Here is an 18,198-nt window from a genome sequence, read left to right on the forward strand (position 1 = left end):
AGGGCTTCATTGACAAGCAACGCGGTCAGCGTCGGACGAGCGAATTCAGCACGGCGCTGATGCGCTCCCCTAAGCCGCGCCGGTTCACGGCTTCCGACATCATGGTGACATGATCGCCATCAACCAGGTTGACCGTCACCGCCGACGCCGGCAAATGCCCCTCCCAGCCGAGTGCCGAGCCGTCGCGGCGGTTGTAACCCGCCGGCTTGATGCGCTGCCAGTAGGCTTCCAGATCGTCGTTCAGCAAGCCGGGCATCTCCTCCACCGCTTTAAACAGGTGCAGATTAAGGCCGAGCGGCCGGATGACGCTGGCGCCGACCAGGGTCGCATAGTGATAACGCTTGCGCCATAACGCGGCTTCCTTCAGCGGATCGTCGAGGTAAGTGCTGATGCCCTGGCCGTGCAGCACGGCCAACGCCTCCTCCACCGACAGCGGCTGCAGGCGGGAGAACAGCGGCGCCTCCAGCGTCGGATGTTCCACCTCCAGCCAACTGAGGAATAGCTGTGTCGCATCGCGCATCGCCTGCTGCGGCCGCAGGGTGTCGAGCAGGCCCACCAGCGCCACCTCTTCCCCCTCCGCCTGCAGCCGTTCCGCCACCATGTAGGTCAAGATCCCGCCCGAAGAGTAACCGAACAGGTGATACGGCCCGCTGGTTTGCACCTGCCGGATGACGCCGGCAACGATCTCCGCCATCGCCTCCATCGTTGCCGGCGGCGTGTCGGTCATCTCTGGCCACGGCACGGCATAAATCGGGAAGTCCGCATCGATCTCTTTGGCTATCTCATAAACATAGGAGTGATCGCCATAACCGGTCGGCATGAAGAAGACCGGCGGGCGCTGGCCGCTGCGGCGCGCCGGCAATGCCCTGAGCGGCTGTCCGCCCGTGCGCTGCTCGACATGCGCCGCCAGATCCGCCAGCACCGGGTGGTCAAAGATCGCCTGTACCTGCAGTGCGATCCCCCACTGCTGCGCCAGGCTGGCCTGACGGACCGCCAGCAGCGAATGGCCGCCCAGTTCGAAGAAGTTGTCGTGTCTGCCGATCTGCGGCAGCCCCAGCAACTCCGCCCACGCCTGCGCCAACAGCGTCTCGGTATCGCCGCGCGGCGCTTCGTAGGCTTCGCCTGCGGCGGCGGCCATCTCCGGCGCCGGCAGAGCCCGCCGATCAATCTTGCCGTTTGGCGTCAGCGGCATCGCCGCCAGCCAGACAAAGGCCGCAGGCAGCATATAGTCCGGCAGCTGCGCCGCCAGGTGCTGACGCAGCTCACCGGCCAACCCGTCGCTCGCCACGTTCTCACGCACGCTGATCCAGGCGATCAACCGCGTATCCGCACCGACGCAGCAGGCATCGACCACCGCTTCGTTCACCGCCGGGTGCGCCGCCAGGCGCGCCTCTATCTCTCCCATCTCGATACGGAAGCCGCGAATTTTCACCTGACGATCGTTGCGTCGCTGATACTCGAGGTTGCCGTCCGCCCGGTAACGCACCAGATCGCCGGTACGATACATGCGCCCGCCCGGGTTAAACGGATCGTTCAGAAAACGTTCCGCGGTCAGTTCCGGCCGGTTGAGGTACCCCAGCGCCACGCCGACGCCGCCGATATACAGCTCGCCAATCACGCCCAGCGGCGCCGGTCGGCCGCGCGCATCCAGCACATAGGCGCGGGTGTTGCCGATCGGTTTACCGATCGGCAAACGCATGGCGCCTTGCACCTCGGCAATCGCCGCCGTCGTGGCGAAGGTCGTCGCTTCCGTCGGCCCATAGGCATGGATCAGCTGTACCGGCCCCGCTTCCTGCAGCAGGCGTTCGAAGGCGCTCGGCTCCTCCTTTTCCCCACCGCAGATCAGATAGCGCAGCTGGGCGAGCGTCGCGCCCATGCTGTACACATACTGATTGAACAACGCGGTCGTCAGGAACAGCGTCGTCACGCGATGCTGCGTCAATGCGGCGCTCAAGCGCGCCGCATCCATCACGGTTTCCGCCGGGATCACCACCAGTTCGCCGCCGTTCAACAACGCCGCCCACACCTCCATCGTCGCGGCGTCGAAGGCCGGGTTAGCGGCATAAGCCACCCGTTCGGTCGCATCGAACGCCGCATAACGGTTGTTGATCACCAACCGAGTGATGCCCTGGTGCGGCGTCATCACGCCTTTAGGCAGCCCTGTGGAGCCGGACGTGTACATGATGTATGCCACCTCAGCGCTCGACAGCGACAGCGCCGGGTCGTTCTCGTCACCGCCGGAGATTGCCGGCCGCAGCAGCGGCAAGGTATCCCCGTCCGTCGCTTCACCGACGATAAGGCGCGCGCCGCTGTCCTCCAGGATCCACTGCTGACGCGCCGCTGGCAGCTGCGGGTCGATAGGTACATACACCGCGCCGGCCTTGAAGATCGCCAGTTGCGTCGCCACCAGATCGATGCTGCGCGTCAGACGCGTCGCCACGCGCTCGCCCGGTTGAATGCCGTGGGCGATCAGAGCATGCGCCAGCCGGTTAGCCTGGGCATTCAACGCCGCATAGCCGATCCGACGGTCGCCTTGCACGATCGCGACAGCCTGCGGCGCACGCTGCGCCTGGCGTTCAAACAGCTGATGCACGCAAAGCTCTGCCGGATAAGGCGCCGTCGTCTGATTCCATTCCTCCAGCAGCAGCCGGCGCTCAGACGGCGGCAGGATCTCCAGCTCGCTCGCCGGCAGGGTCGGCTGGCTTTCCAACGCCTGCGCCAATGAGGCCAGCGCCTGTTGCATATAGCCGCAGATCCTCGCCGCCGGCACCGGTTCGCTGACCTGCGCCGTCAGCCCCAGAGAGTCGCCGCCGTCTTCCACCGACAGGACGAACGGATAGTTGGTGCGCTCCTGCGCGCTCAACAGCGTCATGCCTTCCGGCAACACCAGCTCGCTGCCGTTGTTGTGGCGATAGTTGAGCAACGCGCTGAACAGCGGCATCCCCGCCGCCACGCCGCTGCAGCGCTGCGCCAGCGCCAGCGGCGCGTGCTCATGCTGCAGCAACCCGCTCAGCCGCGCGTGGGCCTGGCGCGCCGCCGTCGCCACATCGTCATCGCCGATGTCGAGGCGCAGCGGCAAGGTATTGATAAACAGCCCCATCGCTCGCTCGGCGCCTTCCCCCACCTGCATGCGTCCCAGCAGCACGGTACCGAACACCACGCGGTCGTGGCCGCTGGTGCGGGCCAAGACCTGCGCCCAGGCCAAATGGCACAGGCTGGCCAGGCTCACGCCCAACCGTTTGGCCTGATGCCGCAGACGTTCGTTCAGCGCCTTGTCGATAGGCTGGTGCGCCGTGGTGACGCCCTTGCCATCGCCGCGCACGTTGCCGAGCCCGAACGGCAGCACCGGCTCTTCGATGTCCGCCAGCATGGCGCGGAAGAAGGTTTCATGTTCTTGCGCGCTGACGCTCAAACGCGCCTGCGCCACCGCATTGCGGAACGGCGGCGCGGCGCCCAGCTCGGCGCCTTTGCCGGCGAGGATCGCGGCGATCTCTTCTTCGATCAATGCCGCCGTGGAATGATCCCCCACCAAATGATGCCATTGCTGCAGCATCCACCAGCCGCCATCGCTATCTTGCGCCACCACGACGTTCAGCAGCGGCGCACGGCTGAGATCCAGACGCGCATGCTGCGGATCGAAGCGCGCCAGCAGTTGATCGCCAATCGCCCCCTGCGCCGGATCGAGCGTCAGCTCAGTCCACGGCAGCGCGGCGGCGCGCCAAACGACCTGTACCGGCTCGCGGATCGCCTCACTGATGAACGCCGTGCGCAGAATGTCGTGGCGATCGATCACCTGTTGCATCGCGGCCCGCCAACGATCCAGACGCTCGCGGTTCTCAAAGCGCAACAGCGTAGACAGCAGGTACGGATCGCCCCGTTCCGCCAACAGGTGGTGGAACAGAATCCCCTCCTGCAACGGTGACAACGCATAGATATCCTGCACGTTGGCCACCCCGCCCGGCACGCGCGCCACGATGCTGTCGATCTCAACCTGGTTCAGCGAGGCCAGCGGCAGCAACTCAGGCGTGATGCGCGCGCTATCAGGCCGCAGCAGGTTCTCGGGGATCTCGATTTCGCAGCGCGCCTCCAGCGCCTCCGCCAGCGAGGCCAGCGTCGGGGCGGTAAACAGCGTTTGCACGTTCGCCGTCAGGCCGCAGCGACGCAGCTCCGCGATCAGTTTCACCGCCAGCAGCGAATGCCCGCCCAACTCGAAGAAATTGTCATGTCGGCCGACATTCGGCAGACCGAGCAATTCACCCCAGATCGCCGCCAACAGGGTTTCCGTGTCGCCCTGAGGCGCTTCATGGCCCACGCGCGCAAAGTCGCCGGCCTGTGGCGTCGGCAACGCGCGGCGATCCACTTTACCATTCGGGGTCAACGGCAAGTCGGCAAGCATCAGACAGGCCGCCGGCACCATATAGTCCGGCAGCTGCGCCGCCAAATGACGCCGCAGCTCGTCGGTCAGATCGCGGCCCTCGGCCTCGGCTTGCGGCACGATCCAGGCGATCAACGCAGGATGCGCACCGCGCACGTCAACCACCGCTTCGCGCACCGCCGGGTGCGTTTCCAGCAGGACTTCAATCTCGCTGCACTCGATGCGGAAGCCGCGGATCTTCACCTGCTGATCGTTGCGTCCGCAGTAATCGAGGTTGCCGTCCGGCAGATAGCGCGCTAAATCGCCGGTGCGATACATGCGGCCTCCCTCGTTAAACGGATCCGCCAGGAAACGCTCGGCCGTGAGGTCTTCGCGATTAAGGTAACCCAGCGCCACGCCCACGCCGCCGATATACAGCTCGCCGATCGCGCCCAGCGGCACCGGCTGGCGATGTTCGTCCAGCAGATACACCCGCGTATTACCGATCGGCCGGCCAATCGGCAAACGGTGCCGCCCCGCCGCCACGGTGATGTGCGCCGAGGTAGCGGCAGTGGTGGCTTCCGTCGGGCCGTATCCGTTGATCAGCTGCACCCGGCCCCCCTCCTTCAGCACCCGGGTATAGGCATGAGGATCCGCCGCTTCGCCGCCGCTGATCAGGTATTTCAGCCCCGCTAACGTCGCGGGAATGCTGTGCGCATGCTGATTGAACAGCGAGGTCGGCAGCACCAGCACCGTAATCGCCTGGCGCGTCAGCAAATCGGCGAACGCCGAGGCATCCAGCAAGACCGCCGGCGGCACTACCACCAGCGCGGCGCCGTTCAGCAAGGCTCCCCAAACTTCCAGCGTCGCCGGATCGAACGCCGGGTTGATGGCGAAAGCGATACGATCCGAGTCGCTGAACTCCGCATAACCGTTATTGATCACCAGTCGGTTGATCCCCTGATGCGGCACCATCACGCCTTTCGGCTTACCGGTTGAGCCGGAGGTGTACATGATGTAGGCCAGATCCAGACTGTTGTTCGCCAATATCGGCGCATCGGACGGCAGGTCCGCGTCATCGCTTTGAGGCAGACGAGCGACGCCGACGCCGATCTGCGCGTCGTCCTCGCCGCCATTCAGCAACAGTACTGCACCGCTGTCGGCGATGATCCAGTTCTGGCGGCCGGCCGGCAGCTGCGGATCAACCGGCACATAGGCAGCACCGGCCTTAAGGATCGCCAATTGGGCGATCACCAGGGCGGCGCTGCGCTCAAACCGGACCGCCACGCGCTGGCCGGGCTCCACGCCCGCCTTAATCAGGCGCCAGGCCAGCCGATTGGCGTGCTCCGCCAACTGCGCGTAGCAGATAAGCTGCTCGCCATCGACCAACGCCGTCGCCTGCGGCGTGCGCCGCGCCTGCTCGTCGAACAGTTGATGCACGCACGCCTGGGCCGGATACGCCCGCTCGGTGCGGTTCCACTCGTGCAGCAGCAGCTGGCGTTCAGCCGCAGGCAGCAGATCGACGCGCGCCGCCGGCTGGTCAAGATCCGCCGCCATCGCTCGCAGCGCCTGCTGCAGATACGCGCCGAAGCGCACCGCCGTGTCGCGATCGAACAAGGCGCTGGCGTAGTTCAACGAGCCGACAATGCCGCTGCCGCTTTCCGCCAACTCGAGCGTCATGTCGAATTTCGCGACGTCATAGCTCAGCCCGGCATCCGTCGTTTGCAGGCCCGGCAATGCGATATCGCGCACCGAGCCGTCCTGCCAGGCCAGCATCACCTGGAACAGCGGCGTCGCGTCCAGCTGGCGCGGCGGATTGACCACCTCCACCACCTGTTCAAACGGCAGATCGCCGTTTTCCCGCGCCGCCAATACCGTCTCGCGCACGCGTTCGAGCAAGATTTTCAGCGTCGGCTCACCGCGCAGATCGACATGCATCGCCAGCGTGCTAACGAAGAAGCCGGCCAGCGGTTCGATTTCCAGCCTGCTGCGGTTGGCCTCCGGGGTGCCAATCACCACCTGCGGTTGGCCGGCCATGCGGGACAACACCAAACTCCAGGCGGCCAGCACCGTCATGAACAGCGTGCCGCCGTATTGGCGGCTCAACCGCCGCAGCGCGTCGGTGAGCGCCGCGTCGATAACCAGAGGCACCTCACCGCCGGCGAACGACTGCATCGCCGGACGCGGCCGATCGGTCGGCAGCGTCAGCAGCGCCGGCGCATCGCCCAGCGTCTGGCGCCAGAACGCCGCCTGCTCGGCCAACCGTTCCTGCGTCAGCCACTGGCGCTGCCAAACGGCATAATCGACATAGTGCACCGCCAGCGGCGGCAGCGGAGACGGTTCACCGCGTTGGAAGGCGCCATACAATGCGCTCAACTCCCGCATCAGGATCCCGGTAGACCAGCCGTCGGAAACGATATGGTGGCAGGTCAGCAGGAACAGATGCCGCCGCTCGCTCACTTGCAGTAAGCAAGCCCGCACCAGCGGCCCCCTTTCCAGATCGAACGGCGCTTTCATCGCCGTTTCGGCTAGCGCGTGCAAACGTTGCTCCGCATGACGCTCGCCGCGCAAGTCGTGATGCGCCAGCGGCATGGCCGCCTCCGGCAAGATCCGCACCTGAGGTTGCCCATCCTGACAAACAAACACGCTGCGCAAGGCTTCGTGGCGGGCATACAGCGCGTCGAGGCTGCGTTGGAACGCCGGCGCATCCAGGTCGCCGTCAAGGCGCAACGCCAGAGGGATATGGTAAGTCTCGCCGATCCCGCCCATTTGGCTCAGGAACCACAGCCGCTGCTGGGCAAACGACAACGGCAATGCGTCGTGACGTGGGGTCGGCACGATGGCCGTCGGCTGCGCCGCCCCCTCCCGTTCCAGCCACTGCGCCAGCGCCTGCAACACCGGCGCAGCGAACAGCGCCGACAGCGGCAGCCGCCAGCCGGCCTGCTGTACCCGATTGGCCAACTGTACCGCCAGCAGCGAATGTCCGCCCAGAGCGAAGAAATCATCATGACGACCTACGCGTTCAACATTCAGCAACTGACGCCAGATGGACGCCAGCAGGCGTTCTCGTTCATTGGCCGGCGCTTCATAAACGGCGCGCGCGGCGGCCCCCAGCTCAGGCGCCGGCAGCGCGCGTTTGTCCAGTTTGCCGTTGGTGGTCAGCGGCAACGCGTCCAGCCACACAAAGGCCGTCGGCACCATATAGTCCGGCAGACGGCCGGCCAGATGCTGGCGCAGCCGCAGCGCCAGCGTTTCCCGATCTCCCTCTTCGCCCGGCACCGCCCAGGCCACCAAACGTTTGTCGCCGCCGTTGTCCTGCCAGGCGTCAACCGCCACGCTGCGGACCTCAGGATGGTCCAGCAGCGCCGCCTCCACCTCACCGCACTCAATGCGGAAACCGCGAATTTTCACCTGCTGGTCGTTGCGCCCCAGGTACTCCAGCTCACCGTTCGGCAGATAGCGCGCCAGATCGCCGGCACGATACATCCGTTCTCCCGCCACGAAAGGATCGTCGAGGAAACGTTGCGCATTCAGCTCCGGCCGATTCAGGTAGCCGCGCGCCACGCCCAGCCCGCCGACATACAGCTCACCCACTGCGCCCTGCGCCACCGGCTGACCGTGTTCGTCAAGCAGATACAGGCGCAGATCCGGGATGCGGCGGCCGATCGGGCTGCCGCTGCCGGTGATGTCCGCAGGAGACATTTCCCGGTAGGTGACGTGCACCGTCGTTTCCGTTATGCCGTACATATTGATTAACCGCGGCGCGTCCGGCCGATTACGGGCATACCACGGCGCCAGATCGGCCGGATTCAGCATTTCGCCGCCGAAGACGATGTAGCGCAGCCGATGCGGCGTGTCGTCCTGAGCTTGAATGAACGCTTTAAAGGCGCTTGGCGTCTGATTCAGCACCGTCACGCCCTGGTGACAAACCAACTGATAGAACGCGGGGGCAGAGCGCGCCGTTTCCTGCGGCACGATCACCAACCGGCCGCCGTGGCGCCACGCGCCCCAGATTTCCCATACCGAGAAATCGAAGGCGAACGAGTGGAACAGACACCAGACATCCCCGGCGTCAAAGCCGAAACCGGCGTCGGTCGCGGTAAACAGGCGCTCAACCTGACGGTGTTCCACCATCACGCCTTTCGGCTTACCGGTCGATCCGGAGGTATAGATCACATAGGCCAGATTGGCCGCCGTCAGCCCCGCAACCTGCGGATTGGCGGCCTCGGTGCCCCAGTCTTCCTCCAGCGCCATCGTCGGCACATCAGCCCCGCTCAGCGCCGAACGCCCTGCGGCGTCGGCCAGCAGCAACACCGGCCGGGCATCGTGTAAAATGTACTCCAGACGTTCGCCGGTATAAGCCGGATCGAGCGGCACATAGGCGCCGCCCGCTTTCAGGATCGCCAGCAACCCGACCAGCATCGGCGTGCTGCGCTCCGCACACAGCGCCACCAGACGATCGGGCCCGACGCCGCGCGCGATCAACACCTGCGCCAACGCGTTGGCTCGTTCATTGAGCGCCCGATAGCTGAGGCGTTCTTCTCCGCACACCACGGCGATCGCCTCTGGCGTGCGCAGCGCCAGCCGCTCCAGGTGATGGTGCGGGCAGAGATCCGCCCGCGGTTCGTCCGGCGTCCGGTTCCAGCCATGCAACAACCGCTGCCGTTCGTTCTGCGGCAACAGCGCAAGCTGCGAAACCGGCTGCGGCGCCGCCAACGCGATGCTCTGCAACACCTGGCGCAGATAGATCCCGTAGCGCTCGGCGGTTTCACGATCGAACAGCGCGGTGGCGTAATACAGCGAACCGGCGATCTCTTCGCCGATCTCGGTCAGATCCAGCGTCATGTCATATTTCGCCGCGGCATAGCCGGCATCGATCGCTTCCGCCTGCAGCCCCGGCAGGCCGATGTCGTGCACCGAACCGTCCTGCCAGCTCAGCATCACCTGGAACAACGGAGTATGGCCACGATGACGCGGCGGGTTCACCTGTTCAACCACCTGCTCGAAAGGCAGATCGCCATGATCGCGCGCCGCCAGCAGCGTATCGCGCACGCGCAGCGCCAACGTCGACAAATCCGGATCGTCGGACAGATCGATGCGCAGCGCCAAGGTGCTGACGAAGAAGCCGATCATCGGCTCCGTTTCCAGCCGGCGACGGTTGGCCTCCGGCGTGCCGATCACCAGATCGCGCTGCCCCGACAAACGGGACAGCACGACGCTCCACGCCGTCAACAGCGTGATGAACAGCGTGCATCCCTGACGCAGGCTGAATTGCCTCAGCGCTGCAGTCAGTTCGGCATCGAGCGAGACGGCCACCCGATCCCCGGCGAATGACTGCACCGCCGGGCGCGGACGGTCGGTCGGCAGCGTCAACAGCGCTGGCGCATCGCCCAACGTCTGGCGCCAATAATCGGCCTGCTTCGACAACCGCGCCGGCTGCAGCCATTGCCGCTGCCAGTGGGCGTAATCCGCGTATTGCAACGCCAGCGGCGGCAGCGGCGATGGTTCGCCGCGACACAACGCGCCATACAACGCACCCAGCTCCCGCAGCAATATGCCGTTCGACCAACCATCGGAAATGATGTGGTGGCAGGTCAACGTGAACAGCTGTTCCTCGTCGCTCAGCCGGATAAGGCTGGCGCGCAACAGCGGGCCCCCGGCCAGATCAAAGGGCGCCGCAGCCTCTTCCCGTATCAGCATGGCGGCACGCGCCTGCGCATCCGCGTCACCGCGCAGATCGTGGATCGTCAGCGGCAAACCGGCGATCGGCAAAATGAGCGCCTGCGGCTGGCCGTCGCGGCTGATAAAGACGGTACGCAACGCGTCGTGGCGCGCATAAAGCGCGTCGAGGCTGCTCTGCCAGGCGGCCAGATTCAGCGGCCCACGCAGCCGCAGCGCCAGCGGCATGTGGTAAATTTCGCTCATGCCGTCCAGTTGGGTCAGGAACCACAGGCGCTGCTGAGCGAACGACAGCGGTAAGGCCGCATCGCGCGGCGCAGGCAGAATCGGCGGCAGGCTTTCCGCCTGCGTGATCTGGCGCGCCAGCGCCTGCAGGACCGGGTTGGCGAACAGCGCCTGCAGCGACAGCGGCAACCCGCTTTGCTGCAGGCGGTTGGCCAAACGCACCGCCAACAACGAATGGCCGCCCAGGGCGAAGAAGCTGTCGTTGCGGCCAACCTGATCCACGCCCAGCAGTTCTTCCCACAGCGCAGCCAGACGCTGCTCGACGTCCCCCAGCGGCGCCTCGTAGGCTTCACGACGATAGGCCTCGCCCGACGGGTCGGGCAATGCGCGGCGATCGAGCTTGCCGTTTGGTGACAGCGGCAGCGCCTCCAGCAGCACGCAAGCGGCCGGCACCATGTAATCCGGCAGTTTGTCGGCCAAATGCCGGCGCAGCACCTCCGCCAGCGACGCCTCATCGGCACCTGGCTGCGGCACCACCCAGGCGATCAGGCGTTTCTCGCCGCCGTCGCCGCCGCGCGCATCCACCACGGCTTCGCGCACCTGCGGATGCGCGGCCAGCGCCGCCTCTATCTCGCCGCATTCGATACGGAAACCGCGGATCTTCACCTGCTGATCGTTGCGGCCCAGATACTCGATATTGCCGTCCGGCAGGTAGCGGGCCACGTCGCCGGTGCGGTACATGCGGCCGCCGTGGCCGGCATCGAACGGATCGACCAGGAAGCGCTCCGCTGTCAGTTCAGGCCGGTTGAAATAGCCGCGCGCTACCTGGATGCCGCCGATATACAGCTCGCCAACCGCCCCCAGCGGCACCGGCTGCCCTTGTTCATCAAGCAGATAGATCCGCGTATTGGCCACCGGCCGCCCAATGGGCACCGACACCAGCCCGGGTTGGCGGGTGCAGTGCCAGGCGGTCACGTCCACCGCCGCTTCGGTCGGACCATAGAGGTTATGCAACTCGACATGCGGCATCTGGCGGTAGAACTCCGCCACCAGCGAGGCGGGCAGCGCCTCGCCGCTGCACATGACGCGCACCACCTGCCCACAACGGCGGCTCGCGCCTTCATACAGCAGGAAGCTTTGCAGCATCGACGGCACAAAGTGCAGCGTTGTCACGCCATACTGTTCAATGGCGCGGCTCAGGTACTCCGGATCCTTGTGGCCTTCCGGGCGCGCCATCACCAGGCGCGCGCCATACATCAACGGCCAGAAGAATTCCCACACCGAGACGTCGAAGCCGAACGGCGTTTTCTGCAGCACCGTATCCGCCGGCGTCAACCCATAAGCCTGCTGCATCCAGATCAGGCGGTTAACGATGCCGCGATGCTCATTCATCGCGCCTTTCGGTTTTCCGGTCGAGCCGGAGGTATAAATCACGTAGGCCAAATGATTGGGCTGCGCGCGCGGCGCCGGGTTATCGGCGTTCAGATCGTCCGGCAACGGTTCATCCAGCGCCAGCAGCGGCACCGCGTGTTCGCCCAGCGCCGCGCGGCCGGCGGCGTCCGCCAGCAGCAGCACCGGATCGGCGTCCTGCAGGATATAGTGCAGACGTTCGCCCGGATAAGCCGGATCCAGAGGCACATAGGCGCCGCCGGCCTTGAGGATGCCGAACAATGCCGTCACCATCGCCAGGCTGCGCTCGGCGCACACCGCCACCCGGCAATCCGGCCCGACGCCGCGCTGCATCAGCGCGTGCGCCAGGCGATTGGCCTGCGCGTTCAGTTGGGCGTAGCTCAGTTCGGCGTCGCCGCAAACCAGCGCCACGGCGTCCGGCGTGCGGCGCACCTGCGCTTCAAATAGCCCATGCAGGCAAACGTCCTGCGGATAAGGCTGTGCCGTTGCGTTCCAACCATTGATCAGCAAGGCGTACTCGTCGTCCGGCAGAATCGACAGTTCACGCACCGGCATTTCCGGCGTGTGTTCCAGCGCATTCACCAGAGCGGTCAACGCCTGTTGCATATAGCGGCACACCCGCGAGGCTTCAATGGGGTCGATGACCTGCGCCGTCAACGCCAGCGAATCCATGCCGTCGTCCACCGACAGCACGAACGGGTAGTTGGTGCGTTCGTCCGCGCCGATCAGGCTGACCCCTTCCGGCAGCGCCAAGGCTTCCCCGTCGTTGTGGCGGTAGTTCAGCAGCGCACTGAACAGCGGCGCACCGCTTTTCACGCCGCTGCAGCGCTGCGCCAACGCCAGCGAGGCGTGCTCATGCGCCAGCAAGCCGCTCAGGCGCGCATGCGCCTGCCGCACCGACGCCTCAACGCTGCGCCCGTCCATATCCAGCCGCAGCGGCAGCGTATTGATGAATAGCCCCAGCGCCCGGTCGGCGCCTTCGCCCGATTCCATGCGGCCCAGCAGCACCGTGCCGAACACCACGGCATCACGCCCGCTGGTGCGCGCCAGCACCTGCGCCCAGGCCAGATGACACAGGCTGGCCAGGCTGACGCCCAATCGCTTCGCCTGTCGACGCAGGCCGGCATTCAGCGTAGGCGCCAGCGCCAGACGGCCGGTATTGGCGCACTGTCCGTCGCCGTGTACGTTGCCGAGCCCGAACGGCAGCACCGGTTCGTCGATATCCGCCAGCATGCCGCGGAAGAAACGCTCATGTTCCTGTTCGCTGAGCCCCAAACGCGCTTGCGCCACCGCATTGCGGAACGGCTGCGCGCAGCCCAGCGTATCGCCGCGCCCGGCCAGAATGGCGTTGACTTCTTCTCCCATCATCGCCAGCGTCGAGTGGTCGCCAATCAGGTGGTGCCACTGCTGCAAGACGTACCAGCTGCCGTCGCTCTCTTCGGCGATAACGTAATACAGCAGCGGTGCCCGCGTCAGATCCTGCCGGATCCGTCGGGGGTCGAAGCGCGCTTCCAGCTGACGGCCGACCGGCCCCTCGGCCGGATCCAGCGCCAGCTCGATCACCGCTAAACGCGCCCGACGCCAGACGACCTGTACCGGTTCGGACAGCCCCGCACCGACAAAGGCCGTGCGCAAAATGTCATGACGCTCCACCACCTGCTGCATCGCCGCCAGCCAGCGATCGAAACGCGCCCGGCTGTCGAAACGCAGCAGTGCCGACAGCAGGTAGGGGTCGCCCTCTTCCGCCAGCATGTGGTGGAACAAGATCCCTTCCTGCAACGGGGAAAGGGCGTAGATATCCTGTACGTTGTCGATGCCCCCCTCCACACCGTCGACGATCTGATCGATCTCCGCCTGAGTCAGATCGGCCAGCGGCAGCATCTGCGGCGTGATTGCACGGCAGCCCGGCGCAATCACGTTTTCCGGCACCTGAATCCGCTGCTGCGACACCAGCGTTTGCGCCAGAGCCGACAGCGTTGGCGTGGAGAACAGCGCCTGAACGCTCGCCGACAGCCCGGCCTGGCGCAGCTGCGCCATCAGCTTCACCGCCAGCAGCGAATGGCCGCCCAACTCGAAGAAGTTGTCGTGACGCCCCACGCGTTCAACGCTCAGCAACCCCTGCCAAATCTGAGCCAGCAGCGTTTCGGTTTCCCCCTGTGGCTCGACATAGGCTTCGCGCATGGCGGCATCCGGCGCCGGTACCGGCAACGCGCGCCGATCCAGTTTGCCGTTCGGCGACAGCGGCAGCGCCTCCAGCCACACAAAGGCCGTCGGCACCATATAATCCGGCAACGTTGTAGCGAGTGCCCGGCGCAACGTCTGCGCCAGCGCCTCACGCTCCGCCTCCGGCTGCGGCACGACCCAGGCCACCAGACGTTTGTCGCCTTCGCCATCCGTGAGCGCATCCACCACCGCGTCGCGCACGGCGGCATGCATAGCCAGCTGCGACTCGATTTCACCGCATTCAATGCGGAAGCCGCGAATTTTTACCTGCAGATCGTTGCGGCCCAGATACTCCAGGCTGCCATCCGGCATATAGCGCGCCAGATCGCCGGTGCGGTACATGCGGCCGCCCGGCGCGAAAGGATCGGCCAGGAAACGCTCCGCCGTCAGCGCCGGCTGGTTCAGGTAACCGCGCGCCACCTGCGCGCCGCCGATATACAGTTCACCCACGGCGCCCAGCGGTACCGGCTGGCCATCGTCATCCAGCAAGTACGCCCGGCCGTTGGCGATAGGCCGGCCGATAGACGGCATCGCCGTACCGACCGCCGGCTCGCCCGAAGTCGCTACCACGGTCGTCTCCGTCGGCCCATAGTTATTCACAATGGTTACACCAGGCGGCGCCGGCAGCGGCCAGCGGCGAATGCTGTCGCCGCCGATCAGCAGCATCCGCAGATCGGCAGGCATCTCGCCCATCAGTGCGATCTCAGCCAGCGGCGTCACCATAAACCCGACCTGCACACCGCTGCCACGCCACCATTGCAGCAGCGCTTCGCCATTGCCCGCCGCCTCTGCCGGCGGCAGCAGCAGCGTCGCCCCCTGCGTCAACGTCGGCCAGATTTCCCAAACGCTGGCGTCAAAACCCAACCCGGCCATGCTGGTCGTTCGCTCGCCAGCCTGCAAACCGGTCGCTTCGCAGTGCCACATGATCAGGTTGATCAGGTGCGCCTGCTCCACCATTACCCCTTTCGGTTTGCCGGTCGAGCCCGAGGTGTAAACCACATACGCCAGGCTGCCTGGCTGCGCGCGCGGCGGCAGGTCGTGATCCTGCTCTGGCAGCGCGTCTTCCAGCGCCAACAACGGCGCTGCTACCGCCCCCAGCGCGGCGCGGCCGGTACTATCCGCCAACAGCAGCGCCGGCGCGCAGTCCTGCACGATATAGTGCAGACGCTCAGCGGGATAAGCCGGATCCAGCGGCACATAGGCGCCGCCGGCTTTCAGGATCGCCAGCAGTGCGACGATCATCTCCGGGCTGCGCGCGGCGCAGACCGCTACGCGGCTTTCCGGCCCTACGCCGCGTGCCGTCAGGTAATGCGCCAGCCGGTTGGCGCGCGCGTTCAATTCCGCATAGCTCAGCGACATCGCCCCCTGAGACAGCGCCGGCACCGTCGGCGTACGCCGCGCCTGCGCTTCAAACAGGGCCGACACGCTCGACGCCTGCGGGAAAGCCCGGTGCGTGCGGTTGCGCACGTTGAGCAATAGCTCTCGCTCCGCCTGGCTCAGTAAACGATCGCCTCGCACCGGCGCATTCGGCGCCGCAGCGGCCTGCCGGAGCAGCAATAGCAGATGCTGCGCGGCACGCAGCATCTGCTCGTCCCCCACCGCGGCGCTGTCGTACACCCAACGGAAAGCGGCGTTGCTTTCACAGATTTGCAGCACTGCCCGAGCGCCGGAGCGTTTCACCGCCGCTGCGCCCTCCTGACTGTCGTCGAATCCCGGCGAGGTGTCGCGGCGCAATAGCGTCACGACGGTTGACCAGGCGCGCGAACGCGTGTCCAGGCCGAGCAATGCCGGATGGTAGGCGCGACGCGCGCGCGCCTGCTGCCATTCGCGTCGCATCTGCACCTGCGCCTCGGCGAAACCCAGCGTCGGATTCAGCGAGATCTGCAGCGGCAGTGTCCAAACCTGGCCCGGTTCGCCGATGACGTCGTCCGTCGCGTTCAGCCAGCCAAGTTGGAAATCACTTTCGCCGCCCATCAATCCCAGATACAGCGCCAGCCCGGTCAACACCGCTTCAACCTCGATCTTGCCCGCGTGTTGCCAGGCCGTAGCCTGCCATGCCGGCCGGGCTTCGCGCTGCCAGGCCACCGGGAACGCCGCCGGGGCAAACTGCGCCAATCGCGGTTGCCAGAAGGCCGCATGATGCCCACCGGCCGCCTGTCGCTCCTCCAATCGTTTCGCCTGCGAAGGATCAAGCAACGGTAACGGCTCGCCCACCGTCAAACCGTGCAGCTGCGCCAGCGCTTCCCCCGCCGTCAGCTCGCCTTCGGCGGTGAACCAGCCCCCGATCCGCACCGCCCCTTCCGCCGTGGCGATATTCCAACCCGCATCGTCGACGCTAAGCAGCGTACCGGGTGGCGCATTGTCGGCGTCAGGCAGCATTTCCAGGTGCCCAACGCCCAGCGCACGGTCGGCCAACAGGATTTTCAGCGGGCAATCCCCCGCAGGATGGCCAAGTGACGTCGCGAGGCGCACCAGCTCAGCAGCAGGGCGATCCCAGCGGATGAAGCCGGCGGCCGGCGGCAGTCGACGGAGATCATAGAAACTGCCGCTGACGTCCGCTTCAGGCTGCGCAGAGATCTGTTGCATCACCTGGGCAATGCTGCCTTCAGGTTGTTCAGAGAGGAGCCGCAGAATAAATTGGAAACGCCGTTGTAAACTCTCAAGCTGGCTTAATGAATGGGCATGCGGCGCATCGGCAAACATGACGTCCAACTCTTGCGCCTGCTGATCTTCGTAAAATAGAATTTGCATATCGCTGACGGCGATGTTGCCACCGTAGTACCAACGTGTCTTACATCCCCAAAACGGATCGCCATGATCGAAGGAAACGATATTGATGGCGGGACCAAACCAGGATGAACTCATGGTGCTGCGATCGCGACGAATATCCTCACCGCGATATAATTGCCGACGAACCACTTTGGCTATTTCCGCAGCGACCTGTTGTGCAAAATCAGCCAGACGACTTTCAGGGTTAATAGCTAAAATCAGTGGCACCACATTCGCAGTCATACCAATACTGTTTCGCTCTCGCGTACCGGTCACCGGCAGGCTGAAATTCAATAAGGTCTGACCAGTAATACTATGGAAACATAATGCGACGGCCGCCGCCAATATATGAGCGCGATGTACGCCGGCTTTTTCCGCCCCCCGATCAATCGCCGCTATCTCATTTATTTTTAATGTGTGATTGCTGATTTGCATGGACGAATAAGGGACGAGTTTCTCCTGACGCGTCAGGCTATGAGGCGCGGCGAGCGTATAGCCTTGCCAGAACTGTTTATCGGTGGCGAAGCGGGAAGAATCGCGGTACTGCAGGTCGTGTTCATAGAGCCGGGTAAAACTGCAATTACTGAATTCAGGAATGTTTTTTTTCTCAGCCAATGCGTTGTAATACAGCGCGATACGACGCATAAACTCTTCGGCGCTGCGGCCATCCACCAGCATGTGGTGAAAACGTCGGTAGAGGATATAGTTGCCCGGCGCCAACGTCAGTAAGGCAAAACCGAACAGGTCCTGATCCAGCGCGGAGATCACGCGATCGGCATCTTGCCGCATCCAGCGCTGCGCCGCCAGCTCAGGGTATTCCTGGCTGCTGAAGTCATGCACGGAAAGCGGGTCATGACTGCGCGCCGCACGGTATTGATAAAGCTCGCCGTCTTGTTCGGTGAAATGGGCCTGCATCGCCGGCGTTTCTTCAATGATCGCGTCTATCGCCTGGCGCAGCAGGGCTATCTGCAACGGCCCTTGTATCGTGCCGTATCCCCACATATTGAATGGCAAGCCTTCAGACATGCTGGCGCTCAGCCAAAGCTCGCGCTGAGCGGTGGTAATTTCATGCAGTTCGACTTTTTCCAACGAAATATGAGCACCCGTACGGAATTCCCCACTCTTCACATCAGTTTGTTTGTTCATAATATTCTCTAGCACGTTTTCATTACGTTAATGAAAGGGACCGTACGGATTTAGGCAAAGCCTGGCCGTCCGACAGTTCAAGTCAGAATAAAAAACCGTAGAAAAGCTGGGTCTCCCCCAACTAAGAAAGAATGAAATAGTTAATCCAGAGGTTCCCCCCTGTGCCTCAATTTGTAGAGCTGTGAAGTATAGGAGAGGATATTTTTTTTGGCGAAATGTGCGAAAGGGAATAAATGACCATTTTATTTCCCCGATATTACTCAGGGATGACGAGCGAATTCCTCTTGTATTAATCCGATATAATTAGAGAGAAATTCATATTCTTTTGTATTATTCACCACAGTTAATGTGCAACAATACTTACGATAAGAGCCTCTCCATATCAATAAGTT

General features: G+C 64.4%; 1 protein-coding gene. It reads right to left on the reverse strand.

Translation table 11 applies throughout. The features are described 5' to 3' along the window. Positions 1-25 precede the first annotated feature (25 nt). Positions 26-17,806, reverse strand: coding sequence for an amino acid adenylation domain-containing protein (locus ACJ8IL_RS08950; RefSeq protein WP_442516506.1), 17,781 nt, complete (start codon positions 17,804-17,806; stop codon positions 26-28). Positions 17,807-18,198: the final 392 nt, after the last annotated feature.

Source organism: Serratia sp. CY47444 (assembly GCF_052168635.1).
Taxonomy (GTDB): domain Bacteria; phylum Pseudomonadota; class Gammaproteobacteria; order Enterobacterales; family Enterobacteriaceae; genus Serratia; species Serratia bockelmannii.

Excerpts from the sequence above, each read along its gene's own strand:
- ACJ8IL_RS08950 (WP_442516506.1), bottom strand. The coding sequence starts at position 17,806 with ATGAACAAACAAACTGATGTGAAGAGTGGGGAATTCCGTACGGGTGCT.